The sequence below is a fragment of the Rhodopirellula halodulae genome (genome assembly GCF_020966775.1).
In the GTDB taxonomy this organism is placed as follows: Bacteria; Planctomycetota; Planctomycetia; order Pirellulales; family Pirellulaceae; genus Rhodopirellula; species Rhodopirellula halodulae.
On sequence record NZ_JAJKFV010000011.1, the window covers coordinates 274,730 to 299,012 of the forward strand.

General features: G+C 57.4%; 16 protein-coding genes. 5 read left to right on the forward strand and 11 right to left on the reverse strand.

Annotated elements, in window-relative coordinates; translation table 11 throughout:
* The first annotated feature begins 140 nt into the window (after positions 1-140).
* The 4 genes from LOC70_RS09615 (at position 141) to LOC70_RS09630 (ending at position 2,517) form a co-directional block, all read left to right on the forward strand.
* On the forward strand, positions 141-590 hold the full coding sequence (locus tag LOC70_RS09615) for an acyl-CoA thioesterase (RefSeq protein ID WP_230253393.1): 450 nt from the start codon (positions 141-143) through the stop codon (positions 588-590).
* A complete protein-coding gene (locus LOC70_RS09620) occupies positions 577-1,038 on the forward strand; it encodes a hypothetical protein (RefSeq protein WP_230253394.1) in 462 nt (153 codons plus the stop codon). The genes LOC70_RS09615 and LOC70_RS09620 overlap by 14 nt, the downstream gene beginning before the upstream one ends.
* Positions 1,039-1,116: 78 nt before the next feature.
* Positions 1,117-1,575, forward strand: coding sequence for a nucleoside-diphosphate kinase (gene ndk, locus LOC70_RS09625; protein ID WP_230253395.1), 459 nt, complete (start codon positions 1,117-1,119; stop codon positions 1,573-1,575).
* Positions 1,576-1,614: 39 nt separating this feature from the next.
* Positions 1,615-2,517 carry a hypothetical protein gene (locus tag LOC70_RS09630; RefSeq protein WP_230253396.1) on the forward strand — a complete coding sequence of 301 codons (903 nt, stop codon included), beginning with the start codon at positions 1,615-1,617 and terminating at the stop codon, positions 2,515-2,517.
* A 123-nt stretch (positions 2,518-2,640) separates the two neighbouring features.
* Here LOC70_RS09630 and LOC70_RS09635 read toward each other — a convergent pair whose 3' ends face one another.
* The 3 genes from LOC70_RS09635 to guaB form a co-directional block, all read right to left on the reverse strand.
* Positions 2,641-4,554 (reverse strand): hypothetical protein, encoded by a 1,914-nt coding sequence (locus LOC70_RS09635; RefSeq protein ID WP_230253397.1) that lies wholly within the window; start codon positions 4,552-4,554, stop codon positions 2,641-2,643.
* 253 nt (positions 4,555-4,807) lie between these two features.
* Entirely contained in the window at positions 4,808-6,586 is a 1,779-nt protein-coding gene (locus LOC70_RS09640; protein ID WP_230253398.1) for a hypothetical protein, read from the reverse strand.
* 61 nt (positions 6,587-6,647) lie between these two features.
* Positions 6,648-8,132 carry an IMP dehydrogenase gene (gene guaB, locus LOC70_RS09645; protein ID WP_230253643.1) on the reverse strand — a complete coding sequence of 495 codons (1,485 nt, stop codon included), beginning with the start codon at positions 8,130-8,132 and terminating at the stop codon, positions 6,648-6,650.
* Positions 8,133-8,364: 232 nt separating this feature from the next.
* Here guaB and LOC70_RS09650 point away from each other — a divergent pair, with 232 nt between their 5' ends.
* Positions 8,365-11,181: a DNA translocase FtsK gene (locus tag LOC70_RS09650; protein WP_230253399.1), complete on the forward strand. Its 2,817-nt coding sequence runs from the start codon at positions 8,365-8,367 to the stop codon at positions 11,179-11,181.
* A 316-nt stretch (positions 11,182-11,497) separates the two neighbouring features.
* Here the strand turns inward: LOC70_RS09650 and LOC70_RS09655 are convergent, their stop codons facing one another.
* The 8 genes from LOC70_RS09655 to LOC70_RS09690 form a co-directional block, all read right to left on the reverse strand.
* Positions 11,498-12,055: a Uma2 family endonuclease gene (locus tag LOC70_RS09655; RefSeq protein WP_230253400.1), complete on the reverse strand. Its 558-nt coding sequence runs from the start codon at positions 12,053-12,055 to the stop codon at positions 11,498-11,500.
* A 684-nt stretch (positions 12,056-12,739) separates the two neighbouring features.
* Positions 12,740-13,855 carry a formylglycine-generating enzyme family protein gene (locus tag LOC70_RS09660; RefSeq protein WP_230253401.1) on the reverse strand — a complete coding sequence of 372 codons (1,116 nt, stop codon included), beginning with the start codon at positions 13,853-13,855 and terminating at the stop codon, positions 12,740-12,742.
* Positions 13,856-14,775: 920 nt separating this feature from the next.
* Positions 14,776-17,130: an O-antigen ligase family protein gene (locus tag LOC70_RS09665; RefSeq protein ID WP_230253402.1), complete on the reverse strand. Its 2,355-nt coding sequence runs from the start codon at positions 17,128-17,130 to the stop codon at positions 14,776-14,778.
* A 681-nt stretch (positions 17,131-17,811) separates the two neighbouring features.
* Positions 17,812-18,783 (reverse strand): PEP-CTERM sorting domain-containing protein, encoded by a 972-nt coding sequence (locus tag LOC70_RS09670; RefSeq protein ID WP_230253403.1) that lies wholly within the window; start codon positions 18,781-18,783, stop codon positions 17,812-17,814.
* Between the two features lie 333 nt (positions 18,784-19,116).
* Entirely contained in the window at positions 19,117-20,178 is a 1,062-nt protein-coding gene (locus LOC70_RS09675) for a S1 family peptidase (protein ID WP_230253404.1), read from the reverse strand.
* 148 nt (positions 20,179-20,326) lie between these two features.
* Complete coding sequence (locus tag LOC70_RS09680) at positions 20,327-20,776, reverse strand: hypothetical protein (protein WP_230253405.1); 450 nt, start codon at positions 20,774-20,776, stop codon at positions 20,327-20,329.
* A gap of 226 nt (positions 20,777-21,002) precedes the next feature.
* On the reverse strand, positions 21,003-22,514 hold the full coding sequence (locus LOC70_RS09685) for a glycosyltransferase WbuB (protein WP_315857231.1): 1,512 nt from the start codon (positions 22,512-22,514) through the stop codon (positions 21,003-21,005).
* Between the two features lie 596 nt (positions 22,515-23,110).
* Positions 23,111-24,055, reverse strand: a complete 945-nt coding sequence (locus LOC70_RS09690) for a GDP-L-fucose synthase family protein (RefSeq protein ID WP_230253406.1) — start codon at positions 24,053-24,055, stop codon at positions 23,111-23,113.
* Between the last annotated feature and the right edge of the window lie 228 nt (positions 24,056-24,283).

A 24,283-nucleotide genomic window follows, 5' to 3' on the forward strand; every position in this document is an offset into this window, starting at 1 on the left:
ACACTGGCTCACCAGAAAGACCTCACCAGAAAGACACTGGGTTCGAGGATTGCTTGGTTCGAGGATTGCTCGGCCGCGATAGGATGATACGCCCTCGCCTTTTCGATCCGAATCCTTCGCCATCGCCCCCGATCCCCCGCATGTCACGCCCGTACTTTGACCTCCACCACACGGTTGCGATCGACGAGATCGATGCCCAACAGCACGTCCACAATTTGCGGTATTTGCAATGGACGCTTTGGGCGGCTCGGGATCACAGCGCCGCGGAGGGTTGGGATGCGGCGACGGCTTTGGAAAACGGATTCGGCTGGGTCGTTCGTGGGCACGACATCACCTATCGAGCCGCAGCCTTGGCGGGTGACGAAGTGATTGTCCGCACCTGGATCCCCAGCTGGAATCGTTATTCCTGCCAACGCCACTACATGGTGACTCGGCCGGCGGATCAAACCGTGCTCGCGCGAGTCCAAACACGATGGGTGTTCGTGGATTTGAAACAACACCGCGCGGTCGAGATCCCACCGGCCGCCGTGAACGCGATCACTCTGTGTGAGACCTCCCCACCGCTTCCATGGAACGATGATGACGCCTGACCGACAGCTTCAGTGGTTTTTGCGATTCGTCGGCGGCGTGAGTCTGCTCGCTTTCGCCGCCGCGATCATGCCCGAAAAATGGATGATCGAAATGGCGGAAGAACTCGGGTTCGATCCGTTCCCCAATTCGCCGTTGACGTTTTACTTGGCTCGCAATCTGTCGCTGCTGTACGGGTTTGTCGGATCGCTGTTGCTGATCCTGTCCAGCGACCTGCCGCGATACCGTGAATTGATCGGCTGGGCCGCCATCGGAACCATGCTCTTTGGGCTCTTGCAATTGCTCGTGGACGCAATGTCCGGATTGCCCGGCTGGTGGACGGTTGGGGAGGGCGTTTCGACGCTGGCCGGCGGGTTGCTGCTGCGATGGCTGGAGCAACGGGCTCGGTCGAACGGAACGCCGCGTGACACGGGCGCGGACCGGGCGGGTTTCGAGGAATCGCTTGGTTGAGTATTTTTCTGCTCCGCCGAGGATCTTTCGGCAGCTTTTGATTATCAAACTTCACCTTCCAAACCATTTGCTCCTGCCATGCAACGCACCCTCGTCTTGCTGAAGCCCGACTGTGTTCAACGCCGCTTGATCGGTGACATCCTCTCCCGTTTCGAAGCCAAGGGCTTGCACATCGTCGCGATGAAATTGCTGCAAGTGACGCCTGAGATGTCGAAGCAACACTACGCCGAGCACGTCGAAAAGCCGTTCTACCCGTCGCTCGAAAGCTTCATCACTTCCGCTCCCGTGGTGGCAATCGCTCTGGAAGGGTTGGAAGTCATCCGCGTGGTTCGCGACATGTTGGGCGCGACCAACGGTTTGCAAGCCGCTCCCGGAACCATCCGAGGCGATTTCAGCAGCAGCCGTCAGATGAACTTGGTTCACGCCAGCGACAGTGAAGAGTCGGCCAAGCGTGAATTGGATCTGTATTTCAACGCGGAAGAATTCTGCGACTACTCGCTGGTCCTGACGCCTTTCATGCGTGCCGACGACGAATAGTTATAATTTGGGTTCCCTCCTTCCCACCTGAGGCAACCCATGTCGCTGCTCGCCCCGCCGTCGATCGTTTGTGGATCGACTCGTTTCGCCGCCGCTTTCACTCGCTGGAGCGGCATGCTGGTTTTGACCGGGATGATAGGCGGCCTCTCCGGCGACTCGCAGGCATGTGCACAGGGATTCAAACCCGGGGCACAGAATTATGGCGCAGCTCAAGGCGTCGCCAACGAGGTCACTTCCTTCGACGCAAGGCTGGTGGCTTCCCGCGGCAACATCCTGACCGTGGAGCGAGAAGATGGCACGCAAGTCATGGTGCAGACGCCGGACTCACCGGCTCAACTCACCTTCATTGCGAAAGCCTTGCCCGCCTACCTGCGTCCCGGCATGTTGGTTCGTTTCCGAGCCAACCTGGGTCCCACCGGAACGCCGCTCGCCCCGGTCGAAAAGCTGGAGCTGTTCGCTCCGGTCAATCCGAAAATGCTCAAGGGACGCGAACGAGAACGCTATCAACCTGGCGTTCACTCCGACAATCACGCGGCCCGAGGGAACAACGGGCCTCCCAGTGGCCCGGTGACCGTGGTGGGAAATCTGATGGCGTTGAATCCGCAAGGCGGCTTGGCCTTGCGTGCCGGCAACATCCCCGTGCAAACCATGACTTCACCGGAATTGGAACTGCAGATCCGAGTCAACAACCTATCGATGGCTCAGCCCGGTGACCCGGTTCATGTGCGTGGGTTCTATCAACCGCCGGACGAAACGAAGGTCAAAGCCGAAACGATCGAGATCAAACCCGATCGAGTCTATGGCGAAACCCCGCCACCCAACGAACGACGATCGCGACGCGGAAAACGAGGCGAGGCCGACGCGGGTGAGAACGCTAACAAAGCGGACAAACCTGACATGCCTGCCGAAGCGAAGGAAGACGACGCGGGTGTGGAAGAGTGAATCGGAGAACGACGCGTTCCTTCCAAGTTCGATCGTCCGGCATCGTCACCGGAGTGCTCGCGTACTCCCGCTAACAATTGTTCCTTCGCGTTGCGGCGCAAGCCGCCCGATCCCACACCAGCCCTATTCCACTCCTCTGACTAACCGCAACACCGGCTGATCCCGATCGGGCCACGACACCGTCAAGTCAGCTTCCAGGTACGCTTGCCCAGCCAAAGTAGCAATCAACTGGTCCAGCTCCGCCAGTCTCTCCGAAAACAACTGCAGATTCTTCTGCTGCCGTCCGAGCTGTTCCTGCTGTTGCTCCAGTCTCGACTCCAATCGTCGCGCACGTGAACGTCCGGCTTGCGAGATGGCGACCTCCAACTCCGCAAATCGTTGGTCGGCGAGTTCCATCTGCTGCGTGACCACCGCCAAGGTCGTCGCGACGTCTTTCCGGTCGGTCCACTGCCACGGCATCGACGGGTCCAAACGAGCTCCGAAACGAACCCGTGCCGTCATCATTTTGGTGGTTTGAATGTCGACGCGAATCACCACAGCCACGGATTCCGAATCTCGCTGGCTGAGCACGGCGATACCGCGAACCTTTCGCGGCGACTCGTTTTCGATCGGTTCGATCCAACCAACATCAACGCCCTCGGGAACATTCAGTCCCAACGTCAAACGAGTCTGTTTGGGCTCCGGCGGCGCGGTCAAATCCCACTTGGTGGTTACATCTCGCGACGCCAGATCGATAGGAATCGCATCCGATTCCAAACTTGGTCGCAGGTAAACTTGCTTTCCTGAACCCGACGACAAACAAGCATGCGAGAGCGAGTTCAGGTCGCGGCTGGCCGACTTCTCCAACCATGCAAACCGCAGTCCGTCGGACTCCGCCTTCATCTCCGCAACCGCCTGTCCGGTCGCCGCGTTTTCGATCGACCAATTGCCATCGGCCGGACCAACCACGCGGTAGGGCGACTCCTTGCTGGGGAACTCCAACGTCGCGTCGCTCAGCGCGTTGGCTGGCACTGCAAGCAGACTTCCTTCAACCTCGACCGCATCACGAAGTGGCGGCAACGCGACAAACATCGCCTGTGCATCATCGCTGATCGACCGCGACGTCGATTCGATGACCGCATCGCTGTCCATCACGTCCGATTCTGCATCGCTCATCACATCGGCTTCTTCACCACCACCAAACGAAGCCACCGATTCACCATCGCGACTTTCCATGTCGGCCGAATCCGTCGTACCCGCGGTCTCATCGGACGTCGCCTCTGCGCCGACATCTTCCTGCATCGCGGCCGGGATCAATGCGTCCAATGAAAACGCGAGACCCGCCATCGAATCATCATCCGTGGAACCAGTCGAAGCTGGCGTCGTAACTTCTCCCAAGACATCCGTCGGGCTCATCGCCAATGAGTCTGCGATTGAATCATCAAAGCCTTGATCGACACTCGCGTCCGCTTCGATCAAGTTACTCAGCTCCAACTCGTCTTCGTTGCCGAAGCTTCGCCCGCCGGCTGCCGTCGCTGGTTGCGAGGGGGATCCACCTCGATCCGTGACCGGTGCTGAATTAGCCACGGACGAACGTTCCGCCACCGCGGCGCCTCGGCTTGGCCAAAACAGCCACAACGACAGCAGCCCCGCAACGATCAGCCCGCCGCTCAACGCAATGACCTTTGGCGAACGAGACTTCTTCTCTCGAGTCCTTTTCGATCGAACACCCTCATCAAATTGCGTCAACACCATGTTGTCCGCAACGACGTCATCCGACTCGGGTTCTGTCTCGCCAAGCTCCTCCGACGTCAACTCGTCCGACACCAGGACCAATCGGCCCTGGTGATCCACGCCGTGAGTTTGCCAATACGCATGCCCAGGAGATCGCAGTGCGTTCTCGTCCGCATTCGGGTCATCTTCCCGCCCGAGCGTGTTCGAAGCTTCAGCGACCAATCGGTTCCACACGTCCGCCGGGGGCTCCCCCAGCCGCTCGATCATTTCGGCGACGGATTCGAGACCAGGCGAATTCGTGGATCCTTGTGAGGTCGTGTTCATGACAAACGTTATAGCGAAACGTTTGCTTTCCCGGCCAACCACACGGGGCTGTAATTCCCGCACAGCCCGACTTCATCGAAACTTCACTCCGATGAAAAGTTTGCCCGCAGCAAAGCGGCCGTCACATTCCATGGGACGAACCGGCTGATATTCTGCAAACGCCCCCGGGCATACCGCACGTCACTGAATCCTGGCGAATCCAGCGACGTTGTGAGTCGCCAGCGCGAGCGTCACACCACCGGTTGCCTCACCATCAAGGAACCAGCAATGCGGTGCCACTGACGGCGGCGGCTTGGTACCAAGCCCCCTTCAAGCTCAACGGCACGGGAGGAATGATCCAAGGAGCACAGTTGCCAGGTCGGTAATACCCCAACGCGTATTGGCATTCGTGCGGAGAGTGGACACCCATCTTGTACGGCAACACGGCGATGTTGGCGAAGAAGTGAGCCGACGACAACACGGGCTGCAACACGGGGCCGGCGGTGTGGCCGTAGCGTTCCAAATTGACTTCTTCGAAGTACAACGGCTTGTGACACAAGTTGGACGCCGCCCAAACCACGGTGGTGGGTTTCCAACGACGCGGTTGGAAATCCACTTGTTCGAGCAAGCATTCGGTCGGCAATCCCCAGTTCTCCGAAATGAATCCCAAATCCGATTCGCTGAGTCGGTTGATGGGCAACTCTTCTCGCGTTCCAAACTCGGTCACGATGACCGCTTTTTCATAGGCCAAGTCAACCAAGCGACCGGTGCCCATGGTTCGTCCGTCGATGCTTCGCCATGTCCGTGATTCTTGACGTTCGTCGAAGCGTTCTTTGACCTTTTGGTATTCGGCTTCGTCAATGATGTCGGGACGATACGGCGGGCTGATGTCCAAGGACACCAAGTCAATCGTTTGGCTGGCGATGCGTTCTCGGAAGTCATCGCAAGACAAACCACTCAAGCGACGGTTGGGACCATCGTCACCCATGATGGCCGCGTCGTCACGATCCGCCTGGGGCCGCAAGCGATCCTCAGCGGGATCCTCCAGTTCCATCCGATCCAACTCATCGCGTGTTCGTTCGTCTTCGCTTCGTCGTTCAAACGGGTTTGAGTTGAAACGATCCGAGGGTGAGGTTTCCGTCTCGGGTGCAAGCTCCAACGGCTGCGGCTGAGTCGGCAAGTTGGACTCGTCCTCCAGCATGTCACGAATCGACGAATCGGGTTGCCCGAAGCTGTCCGATGGTTGCGTTGGCAAGGTTTCCGGCGAAGGCAGCTCTTCGAGGCCAGGTGGCACCATCTCAATGGGCGAGCCAGCCGGATTGTTTGGTGTCGTGTTCGGCAAACCACCCGCTTCATCTCGAAATGGATTGGCATTCCAGTTTGGCTGACTCCCCGCACCGTTGCCAGTGGTCGGTGGGGCAATTGGTTGAGCATCCGCTGGCGCGGGATCGAAGTCGGGCAACTCAAACCCGCCACCTGCTTGCTGCATGAATGCCGCGCGCTGGATGGGTTGTGGCTGCGGCGTGTTTTCGCGAACCGAGCCCGCTTGGCTCATCGGTTGGGCGTGAGCGACGGATTGTTGAAACGCGTTGCCTTCCGCGGCGGGTTGCATCGCCGGTTGTTGGAACGCTTGATCGCTGATTCGAGCGGCTTCTTGCGAGGCAACTTGTGGGCTCTTCCGCCACTGCAGATCCCAACCGGGTCGACGGGCTGCATCCGTGGTGCTGGTCACGCCCGCATTCGCGGCAACGTGCTGACGCGACGCCTGGTAGCTGGCTGGCGTGGTCGGCGTGGTTCGCAGCAAATCCGATGTCCGCATTCGCGGGATCGGTTGGCCGAGCGACGCGGAAGAGGAATTGGCCGGCTGGGCCGCTGGCGAAGTTGGATGGGCCAGCGGGTGAACCTGATCGGTCACGCGAGTGGGCCCAAAGCTGTCTTGGGCCTGGATCGCGGACGGTGCCGAGAAAGCCGCGAAAGAGAAGGTGCCGACACCGAGGCCGGCCGCAATCCAACCGGCCAACCAACGACGGCGAGCCGATTTGGCTGAATTCAATTTGGCTGAACCCAGTCTCCCTGCACATTGTGTCAGGCGACTGGCGGTTGCAACGTCCGAATCAACTGGCGTCGCCCGAATGAACATCCGGGCTGTAGTTGGGCGCTTCTTGAGTGATCGCAATGTCATGCGGGTGGTTCTCCCTCACCGTGGCCGCCGAAACGCGAATGAATTTCGCATCGCGACGGAGTTCTTCGATCGTCCGTGTACCGACATATCCCATGCCCGCACGCAAACCACCGACCAACTGGTAGGCGTAATCACTGAGCGGGCCTTTGAACGGCACGCGTCCTTCGACACCTTCGGGGACAAGCTTGCCCGCCTCGGTGCCTTTTTGGCGATACCGATCACTACTTCCTTTCACCATCGCGCCCATCGATCCCATGCCTCGGTACGCCTTGAACGTGCGTCCTTGGTAAAGAATCATCTTGCCGGGACTTTCGGCCAAACCGGCAAACAAGCTGCCGATCATGACCGTGCTCGCCCCAGCGGCGATTGCTTTGGTGATGTCGCCACTGAAACGGATTCCTCCGTCCGCAATGACTGGAATGTTCTTCTCCTGAGCGACCTTCACCACGTTCAAAATCGCGGTGACCTGAGGCACTCCAATGCCGCTGATCACCCGTGTGGTGCAGATCGATCCTGGACCGATGCCGACCTTCACCGCGTCCGCCCCCGCCGCAATCAAATCTGATGCGCCTTCGGCCGTTGCGATGTTCCCCGCTACGACATCAATGTCCCATGACTTGTTCTGTTTGATCTCTCGAACGGTCTCAATCACATTGCGGCTGTGTCCGTGAGCGGAATCGACCACCAGCAAATCAACGCCTTTGTTGATCAAGCTTTCCGCCCGCTCGTAGTCACCCACGCCAATCGCGGCTCCGACCCGAAGTCGCCCCTGCGGATCTTTGCAAGCCCGCGGGTAACGCTTCATCATGTCGATGTCACGAATCGTGATTAACCCCGTCAGTTTTCTTTCTTCGTCAATCAGCAGAAGTTTCTCGACCCTTTTTTCCGTTAAAATCTTCTCAGCTTGCGCAAGCGTTACAGTCCCCACCGCAGTGACCAAATTTTCACGGGTCATCACCTCGGAAATGGGCAAATCGGGGTTCTCGAGGAACCGCAGGTCACGCCGGGTCAAAATCCCCGCCAAAGTGCGGTCGGAATGCACAATCGGAATCCCGGAAACGTTCGCCCGATCCATCAATTCAGCCGCTTCGCTGACTTTTTGCTCCGGATTCAGCGTCACCGGATTGATGATGATCCCGTTGGCCGATCGCTTGACCTTCAGCACCTCTTCGGTCTGACGACGCACAGACAAATTCTTGTGCACAATGCCCAAACCGCCCTCTTTCGCTAGGGCAATGGCCATTTCGGACTCGGTGACCGTGTCCATCGGTGAGGAGATCAGCGGGATTTGCAGCCGAATTCGCTGGGTCATCTGGCTGCTGACGTCGACCTCGCTGGGAACGACCTCGCTGTATCGAGGTTGCAACAGGACATCGTCGAAGGTGACTCCGAGCTCGCCGATTTTGTCGTCAAACATGCCGTTTTCGTTCCCACGGGTCCGTGGGCATCCAAATGTGATGCGTTGGGGAAAACGAGCGATTATGACGCTCGCCGCGGTCGAGTTGTAGGGCACCTTGCCGGACAGACGACGAAAGACTGAGTCACCGCCCAACCCGTCGCCGGATTCGCCAAGGATTCGGACGCGACTCAACTCGAACCTCTGAATTCTGGCGAATCCAGCTACACTCCGCCCTTTCCGACTCAACGCCATGTCCACCACGACGGCCGACGCTGAAACGCAAGAATCCGCCCCGCCTCGCGCGGTGGACATTCGGCGTGACGTCCCAGCATTGCTGCTGGTTGCCGTCACGCTGTTGACGCTCGTGTCCGTTCTGACGCACGATCCGGCCGACCCGGTCCCCACGCCGGTTTGGCCGCTCAGCCAATTCTTCACCCCGGACATGGCCATCTACCCGGCCAATGATGTTGTGCAGAATGCCTGCGGATCACTCGGGGCACTGATCTCCGCCATGCTGCTCAGCGCCGTCGGCATTGGATCCTCGCTCGTCATCGCGGCGGGCGGAGGCATCTCCACGGCGCTCTTGGTGCGTGGCCACATGAACGCGCCCGTCCTGCGTTCTTTGGGTGGCTGCGTGACGTTGCTGGCCGTGACCACCGCCGCGGCCATGACCAACATCGAACTGAACGGCATGCCCGTCGTCGGCAACGGCGGCTACCTCGGGGCCATGACCTCGGCGTTCCTCCTGCAACACTTCCATCCCGTTGGTTCGTGGATCCTGACGTTGACGGTGTTGGCCGTTGGGCTGTTGCTGACCACCGACTACATGCTGGTCTACGCCGGACGAACCGTGTTGCTCGGCGGTGCCAAAGCGTCGCGGAAGGGCTTTGCCAAAGCCGCTCACGCCATGCCCGTTACACTTCGTCGACGACGTCAACCATTCAGCGACACCGACGGCCCGATCCTGATCGATGGTGACGAAAACGACGAGTCACTGGATCCCAACGGCGGTCGGATCGATCCCGCCGAACCGGCCGATGCCGCTCCCACGATCAAGCTCCGTAAACCCAAAGAACGCGAAGCCGTTGCCGTCGAGGAATCGGACGAAGCTACTGATGACACGCCGGCCTCGGGTCTCGCCAAAGCCGCCAAGCTCGGCGCCGCCGGGCTCGCTGCCGCGGCTGGTTTGGGTGCCAGCCGGAAAAAGGCCAAGGACGATCCCGAGACCGAAGAAGAACAGTACGAATACGAGTACGAAGAATGGGAGGAGGAAGAAGACGAAGCCCCCACCCGCGATTTGGAGATCGAAGGCGAAGCGACAACGTTGCGCAACGATTCCTCTCACGAGGAAACCGCCGCGCCGACGATCAAGATGCCCAAGAAGAAAGACGCCAAGCAAGAACTCTATGATGCGGTGCAAGAAGACGCACCCAACGATGTATCGGAGTACCACTTGCCCAGTCTGGAATTGCTGGAGGGCAGCGATGGTTTCGACTACGAAGAACAACACGCCGAGGCACTCCGCAAGAGCCAACTGCTGCAGTCCACCATTCGCAGCTTCGGATTCAACGTCACCGTCACCAATGTCGAGATCGGCCCGGTCATCGCGCAGTACGAGTTGGAACTGGAAAGCGGACTTCGTCTGAACAAGATCACCGCCCTCGCCGACGACCTTGCGATCGCACTGCGAGTCCCCAGCGTCCGCGTCGTTGCACCGATCCCCGGTAAGAACACGGTCGGCATCGAAGTCCCCAACGAAATCCGCCAAGTCGTCCGCCTTCGCGATGTCATCGAAGAATCCGATTCGCGGATCTCCAAGATGAACATCCCGGTCTTCCTCGGCAAAGACGTTTCGGGCGAACCGATGCCAGTCGACTTGGCCAAGATGCCTCACCTGTTGATCGCAGGTCGAACGGGTACCGGTAAATCGGTCTGTTTGAACGCGATCATCAGCAGCATCCTGATGTGCTGTCGTCCCGACGAAGTCCGCATGCTGATGATCGACCCCAAGATGGTCGAGCTTTCCGGCTACGGTCGCTTGCCGCACCTGATGCACCCCGTCATCACGGACATGAAGAAGGCGGAAGCCATCCTCGGCTGGGCCGTTGAAAAGATGGAAGAGCGTTACTCACTGCTTGCCAAAGCCGGTGTGCGCCACATCAACAGCTTCAATGACCTGGGCCGCGATGAAGTCCTGCGTCGTCTGGAAGTCGATGAAGACGACGAGAGCACAGACGTGCCTGACAAGCTGCCCTTCATCGTCATCATCGCCGACGAGATGGCCGACTTGATGATGACGGCGGGCAAGGAAGTCGAAACGCACATCATCCGTTTGGCTCAAAAGAGTCGTGCCGTTGGAATTCACTTGATCTTGGCAACGCAGAAACCAACCGTGGACGTCATCACGGGCTTGATCAAATCGAACTTGCCCGCACGTTTGAGTTTCCAAGTCGCCAGCAAGACCGACAGTCGCGTTGTCTTGGATGAAAACGGTGCGGACAAGCTACTCGGCAACGGCGACATGCTGTTTCTCTGGCCGGGCACCAGCACGCTCATTCGAGGGCAGGGCACTTATCTATCCGACGCGGAGATTGACCGCGTTTGCGATCACTGCAGCAGCGGCGGGGAACAACAATTCGTCGGCGAGCTGATGAACCTCAAGATCGACGACGAAGACGGCGACGCATCCGAGATGGATGTCGAAAACCTTCGCAAACGCGACGAGCTTTACGAGTCCGCCATCGAAGTCGTCATCCGCGAAGGTCGCGGTTCGCTGTCATTGATCCAGCGATGCCTCGGGATTGGATATGGTCGAGCCGCCCGCTTGATCGACTACATGGCCGAAGACGGCATCGTGGGTCAGTACAACGGTTCCAAATCCCGCGAAGTCTTGCTGACGATGGAACAGTGGAACCAAATGCAAGGCAACACCGACGAAGGTCCACCGACGAACACGCAAGCCAGCAACGACGAAGAAGAAGCATACGAAGACGAGGAAGAGGAAGAAGAGGTCTACGACGAAGAGGAATACGAGGACGAGGAAGATTACGAGGACGAAGACATCTAACCCCCTTCGCCACTTTCCCCCACCTCTCGCCACGCATCCAAATTCGTCAAGAATTCGCACACACGTAGGATGGGCACTCTTGCCCGTCAAAGCAGTCGAGGTCGGCCAAGAGTGGACAACCTACCAACCAAATCCACAAGCCAGTGAGCAAGGGACCACATCCGAATTCTAGGCGAATCCAGCTACGGCAAGTCCACGCAATCCAACTCGCCCCGGAGGGGCCGCCATCGATAGCTCGGGGCGGAAGCCCCGAGACCACGTGCGGACACCACCATGTCGCCCCGGACGGGGCCGTCGTCGACTTCGAAGATCACCTCTAACCAAGGAACAAATCGTTCAACTCAAGCTTTGCAGAGGGCTGGATCAATGGCGAAAGAATGTCGTTGCGTGTGCTGACACTGCGATCTTGGTAGTCACCTTGGACCGGGTGACGATGCACATGGACGCATTGGGCCTGTGCGTCGACGATCCAATATTCGACGATGTTCGATTCGGCATACAAACGCCGCTTGGTCTCCAATTCGTAAGCCAAGCTGCTGAACGCAACTTCAATCGCCAACTGCACGTCACTTGCTCGCGGATGCGCGTCGCGGTAGCGGGCTGCTCGCAGCCATAACAAATCAGGCTCGGGACGAGACTGAGTCTCAGGAAGGTCCAATCCGGTTTGCGATGTGATCAGACTCACAGCAGGGTCAACGCCGCGAGCCGACCAATTCGTCAGGTAGGTGATTAAATCGTCGTGGAGGGGACCAGCAAGATTCATCTGGATCAACTCTCCTCGGATCAATTCGACTTTTCGATCGATTTGATCGAACGCTCCGACACGAACCATGGAGTCATATTCAGCGAGCGACAAATGAAGCGTGGTTGTCATCTCTAGCAGCCTCCAAACGAATTCAAATCAACCCCGAACCCCGAATCGACATTGCAACCCAGTCTAGCACACGCTCAACAGCAAACGATAACGGGCAGCCCACGCCCCCAAGCCGCCGCAGCAAAGCCACACCACCGCATCCGAATTCGTCAAGAATTCGCACACACGTAGGATGGGCACTCTTGCCCGTCGTTGCGGTCGATGTCGGCCAAGATTGGCTAACCTACCAACAAACTTCACTAGCCGGTGAGCGAAGGAAACATCTGAATTCTGGCGAATCCAGCTACAAGCTTTCCGTCGCTACCCGCCGCTTTAGCAAGGCACGTAGGCTATGTCTCACATGGCACCCTGCCGATGCTTCGCAGAGGCGAGTCTTCCCAACTCGCCCCGGAGGGGCCGCCATCGATAGCTCGGGGCGGAAGCCCCGAGACCGCACGCGGACATCGCCATGTCGCCCCGGACGGGGCCGTCGTCCACGATGCCGCCCGATGCTCCGGCAATCGCCCCAACCCGCCGCGTCAACAACGCCAACAACGCATCCGAATTCGTCAAAAATCACACACACGTAGGATGGGCACTCTTGCCCGTCAAAGCAGTCGATGTCGGCCAAGAGTGGCCAACCTACTATCGAAAGCCACAAGCCGGTGAGTGAGGGAAACATCTGAATTCTGGCGAATCCAGCTACTACCGCTTCCCGCGGGCACTGTTCCAATGGGCATCCATCTCTTCCACCGTCGGCACTTCGATCGGCCTCACCACGCGGAATCCCACCCACGTCGCATCCGTGTGATACCACAAACTCTTCGGCAACTGAGGATCCTGTTGCTTCCAATCTTCGGAGCTACCCAGCCTCGCCGCTGACCGCAACCGATCCGGGTCGTCGTACCAACTGCCACCGCGGACCACGCGAGGATACAACCTTTCCGGCACCGTCCACGGATTGATCAACACACCGCGATCATCGGGCACCGGATAGGACTCGCCGTAAGCGTCCGCGGTCCACTCCGACACATTGCCGTGCATGTCATGCAGCCCCCAAGGATTCGGCTTCTTGGTGCCCACCTTCTGATACTTGTCATTGCTGTTGTCGTAAAACCAAGCGTACTCCTCCATCGCATCGTCGCCGAATGAATACGCCGTCGTCGTCCCCCCGCGGCACGCGTATTCCCATTCAGCCTCCGTGGGCAGACGATAGAAGTGCCCCGTTTGCGCACTCAGCCACTGGCAGTACTTGTTGGCCGCATGTTGCGTCATGCAGATCGCCGGATAGCCCGATTGCCCCATTCCAAAGCTCATCTCGGTGTAAGGCGGCGTCGGTTGACTCACACCATCCACCGCGTCATGCACCGCGGGATCAAAGCCCGTCCAGCCGCCATGCTTCTCGCGCCGAACTTCCGTCATCATGAACGGCTCGTACTCATCCCAAGTCACCTCGCACTTGCCCATCCAAAAGGGAGAGACCTTCACCTTCCGCCGCGGCCCTTCATCCTCCAACCGATCAACCTCACCTTCTGGGCTGCCCATCAAAAACTCGCCACCCGGAATCGCCACCATCTCAAATTCCACCCCCGACTTCGGAATCGTCTCCCGATAGTCCGTCATCTCCCCCGCCTTCACCGCTTCCTTTTCAACCATCCCCGCCCGAATCCGAGCGAGCAAAGCCGCATCATCCAGCGAAACCTCCGGAGTCACCTTCACCCGCGCGGCCGCTTCCTGAGCACCAACCTCCCCATCACCACCGCCCAATCCGACGCAAGCCAAACACAACAGACCACACCGAACCCAACCGCCAAAACACATCACAAACCAATCCCATCAAGAGGCAACAATCCCCGCATTCTAACTCACCAAGACCACGAACGGCACGAAAGAGTGACGGGCCGTTCCACCCCCGAGTCTTTCCACCCCAACGTCAGCAAGTCCCCACGCAACGCCTCTCCACCCGCATCCGAATTCGTCAAGAATTCGGACACATGTAGAATGGGCACTCTTGCCCGTCGTTGCGGTCGATGTCGGCCAAGAGTGGCCAACCGACCAACGAAATCCAAATGCCGGTGAGCGAGGGAAACATCTGAATTCTTGGCGAATCCAGCTACCACAAGTCCACATATCCCAACTCGCCCCGGAGGGGCCGCCATCGATAGCTCGGGGCGAAAGCCCCGAGACCACGTGCGAACACCGCCATGTCGCCCCGGACGGGGCCGTCGTCGACGATGCCGCCTAAAGTGGCTGGCCCCTCCGGCCCCGGCAATCGCCCTCAACTCGCCGAGTGAGCAACACCACCACCACATCCGAATTCGTCAAGAATTCGCACACATGTAGGATGGGCACTCTTGCCCATCAAAACAGTCGATGTCGGCCAAGAGCGGCCAACCTACCAACGAAATCCACTAGCCGTTGAGCGATGGAAAATCTGAATTCTGGCGAATCCAGCTACAAGTGTTCCGTCGCACCCCGAAGCGCAAGCACGGCCCCATACAACGCCCCCCAACGTAGCCGAATTCGTCAAGAATTCGGACTCACGCACCAGCTTCACCAATGCCGGACCACGGAGTGATCCACGACCCCTGATTCGCACCACGAAACGTTGAAGGCTTCATTCAAACGTCCACCGAACAAACGACTGAACTTGAGCGACCAACGCTGGAGCTCTGCAATCAAACATCTCGACAATCCAACGACCTGCCCGCCTAAACAGCTCGGCAGACATCGCCGTTCACTCACTCCAGCTCACGAGCCTTCCGTTCCGCTAAATCACCCTGCAAACGTTTTACCTGCGAGTGATCGGGCGCAAGCGTCAAAAGGACTCGAACCTCACTTGTCGCACGGTCAAGTTCCCCAAGTTCCATCAGCAGATGGACTCGGCGCAAACGCATCTCAATATTTTCGGGAAATTCATTCAATGCTCGTTCCAGAGCTCGCAACGCCTTCTCAAGCTTCCCCTGCGCAGCGAGAACTTTCGCTCGCCAGCTCTCCCGCTCGCCAAATGTCAATTGCCGTGACGATCGCTCTGGAAACTCAAGGAGCTCCAGTGCCGCTGCGTACAATACCTCTTTTTTTTCGGGTGCCCGCTGCCTACGCGCAGCCTCAAAGATGACCACCGGATCCCTCGGCAGCAAAGATTGCTCTAATTCTGATGAAGTCAGATTCCCCTCGACTTTCGAAAAAATCTCATCCATTCGATGAGTCGAAACGGCTAGAGAATCGCGCCAATGCGGTAGAGCGGCGGCTAGTCCCTTTTCCGAATGCAGGCGGTTCCCTGTGATGTAAGCGAGTTCCGGTTCGCTAGGATGCAGGTCTCTTGCCCGCAGCAGGTACCTTGTTTTCCAGTCATCAGAATCGAAAGTTTGATCGCTCGTGAAGCCAATCTCGGCTTCTTGGCCGTATTTCGCCAGCCACGCGTAAGGCTGCCAAGCCAAAGGACACAGATGCAGCATCGCCAAGCTATCCTGGACAATCGACGTTCTTCGACGCTCACGGTTTTCCAATGATTCGTTTGATTCAATCGCCATCAGATACTCCACCACGCGAACTGACTCCGATCGCATTTGAATATCCATCGGATTGGCAAGTACAGCCTGTTTTATCTCCTGATAGGCGTTCTCGTTTCGTTCGAGAGCGAGCGCAACATAAGCCTGATCACGATGACGATTTGCGTAGAAAGAGTCACTGCGTGCACGAATCGCAACGAAGGCGACAAACGCCACTGTAGCCCCCACTACTGCACTCGCTCCCCATCTACCAAATTTAGCCGAAGCAACATCGTTGCCTGAACGAGATCGCCCGGCTGATGCAACACGCGATGACGTATGGACCGAGCTCAACAGAGCCAAGATGAGCGTCGCTAGAACACCCGTCGCAGGAATCCGCAGGCCAAAGTCAGCTATGCTGTGCCCAACGATCGCAAGCAAACCGATGGCCGCACCTGCCGCCAAGCCACTACGTCGACATTTGGCAAAGCACGTCCAAACGGTTCCGCCAACGAGTGCGATCAGCGAAGCCAATCCAAACACACCGTATTCGCACAACACATCCAAGAACTCATTGTCAGCACGTAGTGACTGGAGCTTCCAATTGTTCCAGGCCGGGTCACCGCTTTGGTAAATATCGTCCCAATAGCGATAGGTTTCCCCCCCCGAACCAAACCAGGGAAAATCCGGAACGCTCTTCAGGGCAGCCGCCCATAATTTCCAGCGACCGTCGCTAGCATAGCGATCGGCTTCCTTGAGCATTTGAAGACGCGATTCCTGGAAGTCGAATCCGACCCATACCAGAATCAGCGTGGCGGGCACGGCAACCAATCCCATCATCATCGCACCACGTCCCGCATTGCTGGCTCGCAACCTCAGCAACAAAACCGATGACATGGCCAACACCAGCGATAGAACACCGCCCCGCGACCCGCATGCAATCAAACTTGCCAACATGAAGCTAATGGCGACCAACAACCAACCAACGGTCGGATCGGTCAACAACAGTCGATACCAATGACGCCCCATGACCGACAATCGTTCGATCAATAACCCGACCGTCAAACCGAAACACAAATTCAGAAAGAATGGGTAGTGATTTCGATTGATGAACGGACCAAACCCGAGACCTCCCTCGATGTCGTAGGTCCAATAAACCAACCCATCATGTGAACCAAAATGTTGAGCTAAACCAAACAAAGCCAAACCGGTGCCGGTCATCGCACCAATGACGCTCAATCGATACAGACAGGCACGCGGCGATCGAAAGTTCTGCACGACGACAAAGACGCCAGCTAATAACAGCAATCGGACTGCCGCCTGATAACTGCCAACCGCATGCAATGCCAAACGTTCACCACTGCTCCATCGGTCGAGCCAACTGCCGGGCTCAGTCTCGCCCGCCCACGATGCCCACTTTTTTACCCCGGGTGCAAGGACGCCAACTACGTCGCTCCCGAATGTGATCTGATGAATCCAGGCTACGGCGCTGATCCCCAGCAATCCCAACAAAATCACCACCGATGCTCGTCGTCCTGTCCAGCGTGGGAGCCCTTCGACGAAGCAACCAACGGTGTACGCAAAGAGGGCGATCGATATCGCCATGGTCAAGAAAAACTCACCAGTTGCCCCTACGCATCCAAAAAGCCATGGCGACAGTAGCACGCAACCATACAAAGACCATTCACTCACACGCTGACATCTGAGCGCAACCGAACGATCGTTCAGCCGAGATGATTTCATAAGAACTATCAGTGAGAACAAAAAAAGGGCGACCACATGATAATGCGGTCGCCCTTGAAGAAGCAGACGTTTTCAGACCAATCGGTCGCTTACCGAGGACTCAAATTGAAGAACTGTGACCTAGCACTGACACTCACAAGCGGCGTGCAACGATCGTCTTGTGAACGCTCAGTTACCCACGAAACGATTCGCGCCGACAAATCGACAACGGGATCCTCGTCGAGCAGTGAATTCCCAATCTTCGATTGTTTCACCTTCGGTCACCGCCGCGTCTGATTGCACCGAAGGCAACTCGCTGCCCACGACGACCGGTTGACGGACCGACAACACGGCACTCACAACGAGAACGCTACCCAGAACAGTTGCGGCAATTGTTTTATGCATTTGACTCATTTGAAGATCCCTACCTACCTCAGAAAGCTATTCAAGTGTACCCTATTTGTCGGCATTCACCAACACGGTCCTGCGAAAATTTGCCCACACCTCCAAGATGAACCGGAAGTTCGAGCATTCCGTCCGATGATCATGGACGCCTGCGCCTCATCAGGCGTTCATCTTCGATTTGTTCTTCCGACGACGAACATGTCGTCGAACTATCGCACCACCGCTCAGAACTGACAACGCCAAACAAGTTGCGGGCTCCGGAACGGCGGTTACCGAAAATGCATAGTCCACTGAATCATTGAAACGCTCAATCCCGGCAGCCCCAGGCCCCGTCTGGAAATCCTGGAAAGACAGATCGTCACCAAGGTCACTGAACGCAACGCCCCACTGATTCTCAGCTGGATCGCCAGGAGAAACCGGAACGTCCGCATTCATATTCGCAACGACGGAGAACCAATACTGTTGCCCACCGTTGACGGCGAACGGCGAAATGTCCGCCGAGTAAGAATAGATGGTTGAGTCGATGGCCGTTTCGTTGGCAAGTCCGACATTGAACGTTCCCAATGCACCCCCGGGTTCACCAGCGACATCTGAAAAGATACTCACAGTGAAGGAATCTGCCCCCGTGGAGCCGGCCCCGAGCGGATCGTCAGCATAGATGCCAATCCAAGAGAAGTTGGTGACGTTCAGGTTGGAGCCGAAGGTGAAATTGTCGTAGATCGTCGCAAAATTCGACACATCTCCCACACCAACATCGGGGTCGGCATCGAATTGGGACTGAGCAGCGGGGTTCCCTAAGTAGATCTCTACCGCAGAAGCGTTGAATCCCGGTGGAATTTGTGAAATGGTAGCCGCGCTAACGTCAGACACCTGACCGATCACAACCGCCAACGCGGCCGCAATCACTCCGTATCCCGAAATGCCGGCGAATCGAGTCATCATCATCGAGTTCACTCTCAAAGGTGTACAAACATCAAATAGGAAACAGGCACGCGGTCCACCCCGTGGAGGGATAGCACACACGCCAAATACTAGACACAGCTCACAACCGCTGCAATGGTCGAAATAGGACAAATGGGCAATTAATGAAGACTTGACGCAGAATGCCAAACCGCAAGCAGCGCGAAACAACCATCACTATCTCGCAGTGGTGGGTTCCGCCGCATTTCGCGGGTCCAGTGAGTCGTGAAACACCGCAACCAGGAACTGGACTGCCCCCGCGAAGAACGACTTTCTGAACTTCGTTTCACGCAACGATTGGCGAGAAACGAGTTTCCAGGCGGGGGATGCGAAACCCCTTTGTTACAAGACTGATTTTCTGAAGTGTCCACGCCAAACACCGAGATTTGCAAACCGTCACGACATCATCGACTTCTTTGTTGCTTACTGGCAGTCAGCTGGTCCGCAGGTCTCACCATTGGATCGGACCGACCGTAACACCTCCGATTGCTTTGGCCCATCATTTCAGCGTTCTTCAACTGAAACTGTTGCCATGAATCGGTCGATTTCAGTGACGGCAATGCAATGCATCTGTCCCGCACCATTACCGCTGATGATCCCGCATAGTTTGCCGCTGGCTGTGAAAGCACCGCCACCTGACATCCCCGGTTTCGATGGGTTGCTGAGCACCAAGTATTCAATCGGCACTCCTCCGTGTTCTCGCTTTGCCGTTTTGCGTTCCACCAACGTCGCACGGTCCCATTCCCACCTATTTTCACCAGTAAATTCACAAACCAGCACTTCCTCACCACTGGACACGTGCCCCCCGCCCGCCCAATCAACGGCCTGGATACCTCTCGTCATTGCCAATGGCCACTCGACTCGTAGCAGGGCCAAATCGCGATCTTGGTCCTTGCCAACTAGCTCCACCGCCTGCAGCGAATGCGACTCCATTGCCAAAGGACCACCTCCTCCGCCACCGTTGTCCTCCAGCAGCTCGATTTCCAGCGACACGGGCCGCGCCACCACATGCTGAGCAGTCAAAACCCAAAAACCTTCTGAATCAACCTTCACGATCACACCAGCCCCGGTCCAACCATCGTTTTGGCGTCGACCGGTTTGACCAATGGCGATTTCATCGCTTTCGCGACGCACTTGAACCATCGATCGAGCCAACAGATCAGTGTTGGCAGTGGTCAGAGACCGATCTGACGTTTTCGCTGCTGAATCAACCGAGCCTTCTTCCGACGGTCGATCGGGCTCAAACAATTTGTCCGCCCAGGAAGAATCCGTCTCTTCAATGGATTCGACTTTCGCCGACTCGGCGTTTTGATCCGTTGGATCGGATGTCAAACCGCCTGGTGAGACGGATGAATCCTCGTTGCCACTCGCCTCCATGGCACGGAAGCTCGTGGTCGAATCCTCCGCCATCGGCCGCTTGAAGGAACCTTCATCGGGAGAGGACGGCGGAATCCACAATCCAGGTGTCCAAACAATCTCCGGCCAATGGGGATGGTCCTTCAGCAACAGGTAGCCAAACTCCGCAGCAACCGCAATTCCGCATATCAATGTCAGCGTCTTCTTCATATTTCCGATCCCTCGTTCAATTCATTGCTGACCAAATCAAAACCCGCCTACCGACGTGCTTTCACCTCAAGTGAATAGCAATCGCCATGTTCTGAGGCCAGCAAATTGGTTCTCTCGACACCCAAACGTCTCGGCAATCGACGGTGACTCAACGCCTAGATACGTCCCACCCACCGGCTGCCTTCACCACGACCTCCATGCACCAACGCACGGTCCGAATTGCAAGCTCGACCGCGGCGACCCCAGCGAGTGTGAACATCAAATCGGGGATCCCGAAACCACGGCTGGGGATCCAGATCTGCCCGACTTCCATCGCAGACAGCAACAGCCCTACACACAATAGCCAACGCCCTCGAACAAGATCTAGCTGGTAGGTTCCCAGCCACACAGACGGAACGACTGCCACCAACGCCGACATCACAAAGGTCCGGAAATCACCATGTGAGTCCAACCACTCAACCCACGCCTGAGGCAAAAAGAACAAATCTCCGGCCGTCGTCGATGGCTTCCAAATCGCGTAGAGCGACACAAGTAAACCCAAGACCGCAGTCGCTGCCGCCATCGACAAACGCAATTTTTGGTTCAACGGCCAATGCATCTCAACGTGAGACTCTTTCCTTGGCCAGGCAAAATGAGCAGGACCTTATCGCATTCAGACGCAGAAACCCGCAAAGTCCTTCCCACAATCTCGCATCGGTTTCGCCGCGCACTGCTTGCCCCGAGAAATTCCACCGTTCTTGTCAACTCGGCCTGTAGCCTTCCATCCACGTCACATTGATTGGCTACGCACCGACTGTAGCGATCCCAGAAACTCCGTAACAGGATCATGTGCCCACGGGCTCCATCCGCTCCGTAGCCACGCAACTTTCATCACGCAAATCAGCCAAGTCCTCCATGAACTGCCCCAAGATCGATTCTTGGCTCAGGTGCTCGACCGCATACTCGCGCGCCGCCTTTCCGAGCGTTACCCGCAATGCCGGATCCTCCGCCAATTTTTCGATGGCCAATTGAAACGCCACGGCGTCGTCCGGTGCCACCACCATGCCGCGTCCACTCGTGACATCGGCAATTTGAGTCCCTCGACTCGCGCAAGCGACGACCGGGCGGCCGGTCGCCAGCATCCCAGTCAGCTTGGAAGGCATTACCAAATCAGCCGCTCCGGCTTTTTGTGGCAACAGATGGATGTCCGCGCAATTCATCAAATCGTTGAACTTCTCAAACGGTTGCACCGGAAGCATCTGCACGTTAGTCAGCGGTTGACAAGCCTCGGCCAGGCAATCATACGACGCCCCCGTTCCACAAATCACATAGTGCAATGAAGAGTTCGCCGCGTTCTTTGCCGCTTCGACGATCAATTCCAATCCTTGCTTGGAGCCAATGTTCCCGGCGTAAAGCGCCACCACCTTTTCTGCTGGGATCTGAAATTCAGAACGCAGCGCATCCATCCGCTCTCGAGCCGATCGCTCGGACACGCTCCCGTCCGTCACAACCTGCTTCTCTCGCAAGGCACTTCCTTTCCCCTCCAACACTTCACCGGGCCAGAGCAATGGTTTCATCGCATCGCAGTCGACCCAGTTCGGAAATGAGACGACTCGTTTCTCATCCACGCCTTTCTGGACTAACTTCAAAAGCATGTTGGGTGAGATACTGCTGACCCGATCAAAGCGACGCATCAAAAACGCCTCGACACTCAGCACCATTCGTTTCAGAATCGGCTGTTTGAGGATGCCCAGCTCGAAGGCCGCGTCGACCTCAAAGTCCTGGACGTGCAACCAACACTTTGCCCCACACAATCGCGATGCGATCCAGGTTGTCGGCATGCACATCGCAGCGGGCTCGACCGTCAAAACCACATCCGGCCGGAACGAGATCGCTTTCCAAAGCACCACCGGGATGCTCGACAGACCAAACGAGGCCAGATGAATCACGCGTTTCAGCCCCGTGACCTTTCCAGGCACCCACAGCGGACAGCGAATGACGGTCGTGGGACGACCAGTGGCGAGTCGCGAGTTGCGAGATGCGAGATCTAAGTTACGAGTGGCTAGTTGCGAGTGGCTAGACGGTGGATCGACAGCATTCCCTTCAACTAGCGGATCGCCGCTAGCCACTAGCTTCTCTTCATCTAGCTGCTCGCAACTCGCAGCTCGCAGCTCTTCGCGCCGGTAGGCCATCCCCGAATACCCGTCGCCGATTTTCCAGCGCGGGTAATACGGCGGCGTGGTCACGACCACGACCTCGTGTCCGGCAGCAGCAAGCTCCGCGACCATCTCCCCCGAGTACTTCCCAATCCCAATTTCCTCGGGCGAAAAGTTCAGACCATGCAACAATATCTTCAAAGCGTTTCCATCCGATTCAACATCCCATTCGTTCCCAACTCCTGACCAACCTCATCCGTCCCCCATCCCAACCCGACGCGTGAGCGAGGGACCCACTCTGAATTCTTCGCGAATCCGGCTACTACATCCCAACCCGACGCGTCAGCGACTCACACATCCGAATTCTCGGCGAATCCAGCTACCACATCACAACCCGACGCGTGAGCGAGGCGACCACTCCGAATTCTTCGCGAATCCGGCTACCAAGACGTCGGCCAGGCTGTTGGTTTCTGTTCTTTCCTACGCCCCAACGGGGCAGCTCTAAGATAGTCATCTTGGTCCCGCCACAACCCAGGGCGTTGCCCTGGGCTGGCATTGGGCTGCCCTGGGTTGGGGCGAAGTCGGTTACCACATCACAACCCGACGCGTGAGCGAGGGACCGCTCTGAATTCTTGGCGAATCCAGCTACATCCATCCCGACGCATGGTGGATGGGCATTCTTGCCCGTCGGATTCGATGTCGGCCAAGAGTGACCAACCTACCAGCTAAATCAACAAACCGGGGACCGACTCACCGATCCGAATTTTTGGCGAATCCGGCTACGGGCAGTCCCCCAATCAAACCGTGCGAAGCACCTGGCCATCGAGCGCCCCGAGGAAATCTTGGTAGGTCTCCACCAAGCCCTCCTTCAAATCAATCGTCGGTTGCCAACCGGTTTCCGCGATCCGAAAGATATCCGTTCGTTTCAGTGGCGTCCCATCGGGCTTGCTCGTGTCCTGCACGATTTCGCCCTCATAGCCCACCACTTCGGCGATGAGTTTCGCCAAGTCGCCGATGCGAATGTCCTCGCCCGTGCCCACGTTCACCCAGTCCGGAGGATCGGACAGACCGAGCAGGTGCACCAGCGCCGCGGCCAGGTCATCGACGTGCAGAAATTCCCGGCGTGGATCCCCGGTTCCCCACACCGTCACCGATTCAGCATTCGCTTGCTTGGCCTGATGGAAGCGATGGATCAGCCCAGGGATCACGTGCGAGTTTTCCGGATGGTAGTTGTCACCGGGACCGTACAGGTTCGTCGGCATCGCGCTGTGGTACATCACCCCGTGCTGTTGGCGGTAGTACTGGCACAGCTTCAATCCCATGATCTTGGCCAACGCGTACGCCTCGTTGGTTTGCTCCAAAGGACTGGTCAGCAAGCTCGATTCCGGGATCGGCTGCGGCGCCATGCGAGGGTAGATGCAGGTGCTGCCCAGAAAGAGGAACCGAGGCACACCCGCCAGGTAAGCCCCATGAATCGAGTTGCTGGCCATCATCACGTTCTGATAGGCAAAGTCCGCTGGGTAGGTATTGTTGGCATGAATGCCCCCCACCTTCGCCGCGGCAAAGATCACCGCGTCGATCGACTCGTCGCGAAAGAACGCTTGCACCGTGGCCTGATCGGTCAGATCCAACTCACTGCGATCACGGACAACCAACTCCACGTCGTCCATGTCATTGAGTTGTCGGATCAGAGCCGAGCCCACCATGCCCCGGTGGCCAGCGATAAAAACTTTTTGTGTCATAGCATTATCCATTGTTGAGCAACGAGCAACGAGCAACGAGCAACGAGCAACGAGCAACGAGCAACGAGCAACGAGCAACGAGCAACGAGCAACGAGCAACGAGCAACGAGCAACGAGCAACGAGCTACTGCCTACTGCCTACTGCCTACTGCCTACTGCCTACTGCCTACTGCCTACTGCCTACTGCCTACTGCCTACTGCCTACTGCCTACTGCCTACTGCCTACTG

Bases quoted from the DNA above. Each gene is read 5' to 3' on its own strand.
- LOC70_RS09680 (WP_230253405.1), bottom strand. From the start codon at position 20,776: ATGCATTGGCCGTTGAACCAAAAATTGCGTTTGTCGATGGCGGCAGCG.
- LOC70_RS09660 (WP_230253401.1), bottom strand. From the start codon at position 13,855: ATGTGTTTTGGCGGTTGGGTTCGGTGTGGTCTGTTGTGTTTGGCTTGC.
- guaB (WP_230253643.1), bottom strand. From the start codon at position 8,132: ATGTTTGACGACAAAATCGGCGAGCTCGGAGTCACCTTCGACGATGTC.
- LOC70_RS09630 (WP_230253396.1), top strand. From the start codon at position 1,615: ATGTCGCTGCTCGCCCCGCCGTCGATCGTTTGTGGATCGACTCGTTTC.
- LOC70_RS09650 (WP_230253399.1), top strand. From the start codon at position 8,365: ATGTCCACCACGACGGCCGACGCTGAAACGCAAGAATCCGCCCCGCCT.
- ndk (WP_230253395.1), top strand. From the start codon at position 1,117: ATGCAACGCACCCTCGTCTTGCTGAAGCCCGACTGTGTTCAACGCCGC.
- LOC70_RS09620 (WP_230253394.1), top strand. From the start codon at position 577: ATGATGACGCCTGACCGACAGCTTCAGTGGTTTTTGCGATTCGTCGGC.
- LOC70_RS09635 (WP_230253397.1), bottom strand. From the start codon at position 4,554: ATGAACACGACCTCACAAGGATCCACGAATTCGCCTGGTCTCGAATCC.
- LOC70_RS09615 (WP_230253393.1), top strand. From the start codon at position 141: ATGTCACGCCCGTACTTTGACCTCCACCACACGGTTGCGATCGACGAG.
- LOC70_RS09665 (WP_230253402.1), bottom strand. From the start codon at position 17,130: ATGGCGATATCGATCGCCCTCTTTGCGTACACCGTTGGTTGCTTCGTC.
- LOC70_RS09675 (WP_230253404.1), bottom strand. From the start codon at position 20,178: ATGAAGAAGACGCTGACATTGATATGCGGAATTGCGGTTGCTGCGGAG.
- LOC70_RS09690 (WP_230253406.1), bottom strand. From the start codon at position 24,055: ATGACACAAAAAGTTTTTATCGCTGGCCACCGGGGCATGGTGGGCTCG.
- LOC70_RS09655 (WP_230253400.1), bottom strand. From the start codon at position 12,055: ATGACAACCACGCTTCATTTGTCGCTCGCTGAATATGACTCCATGGTT.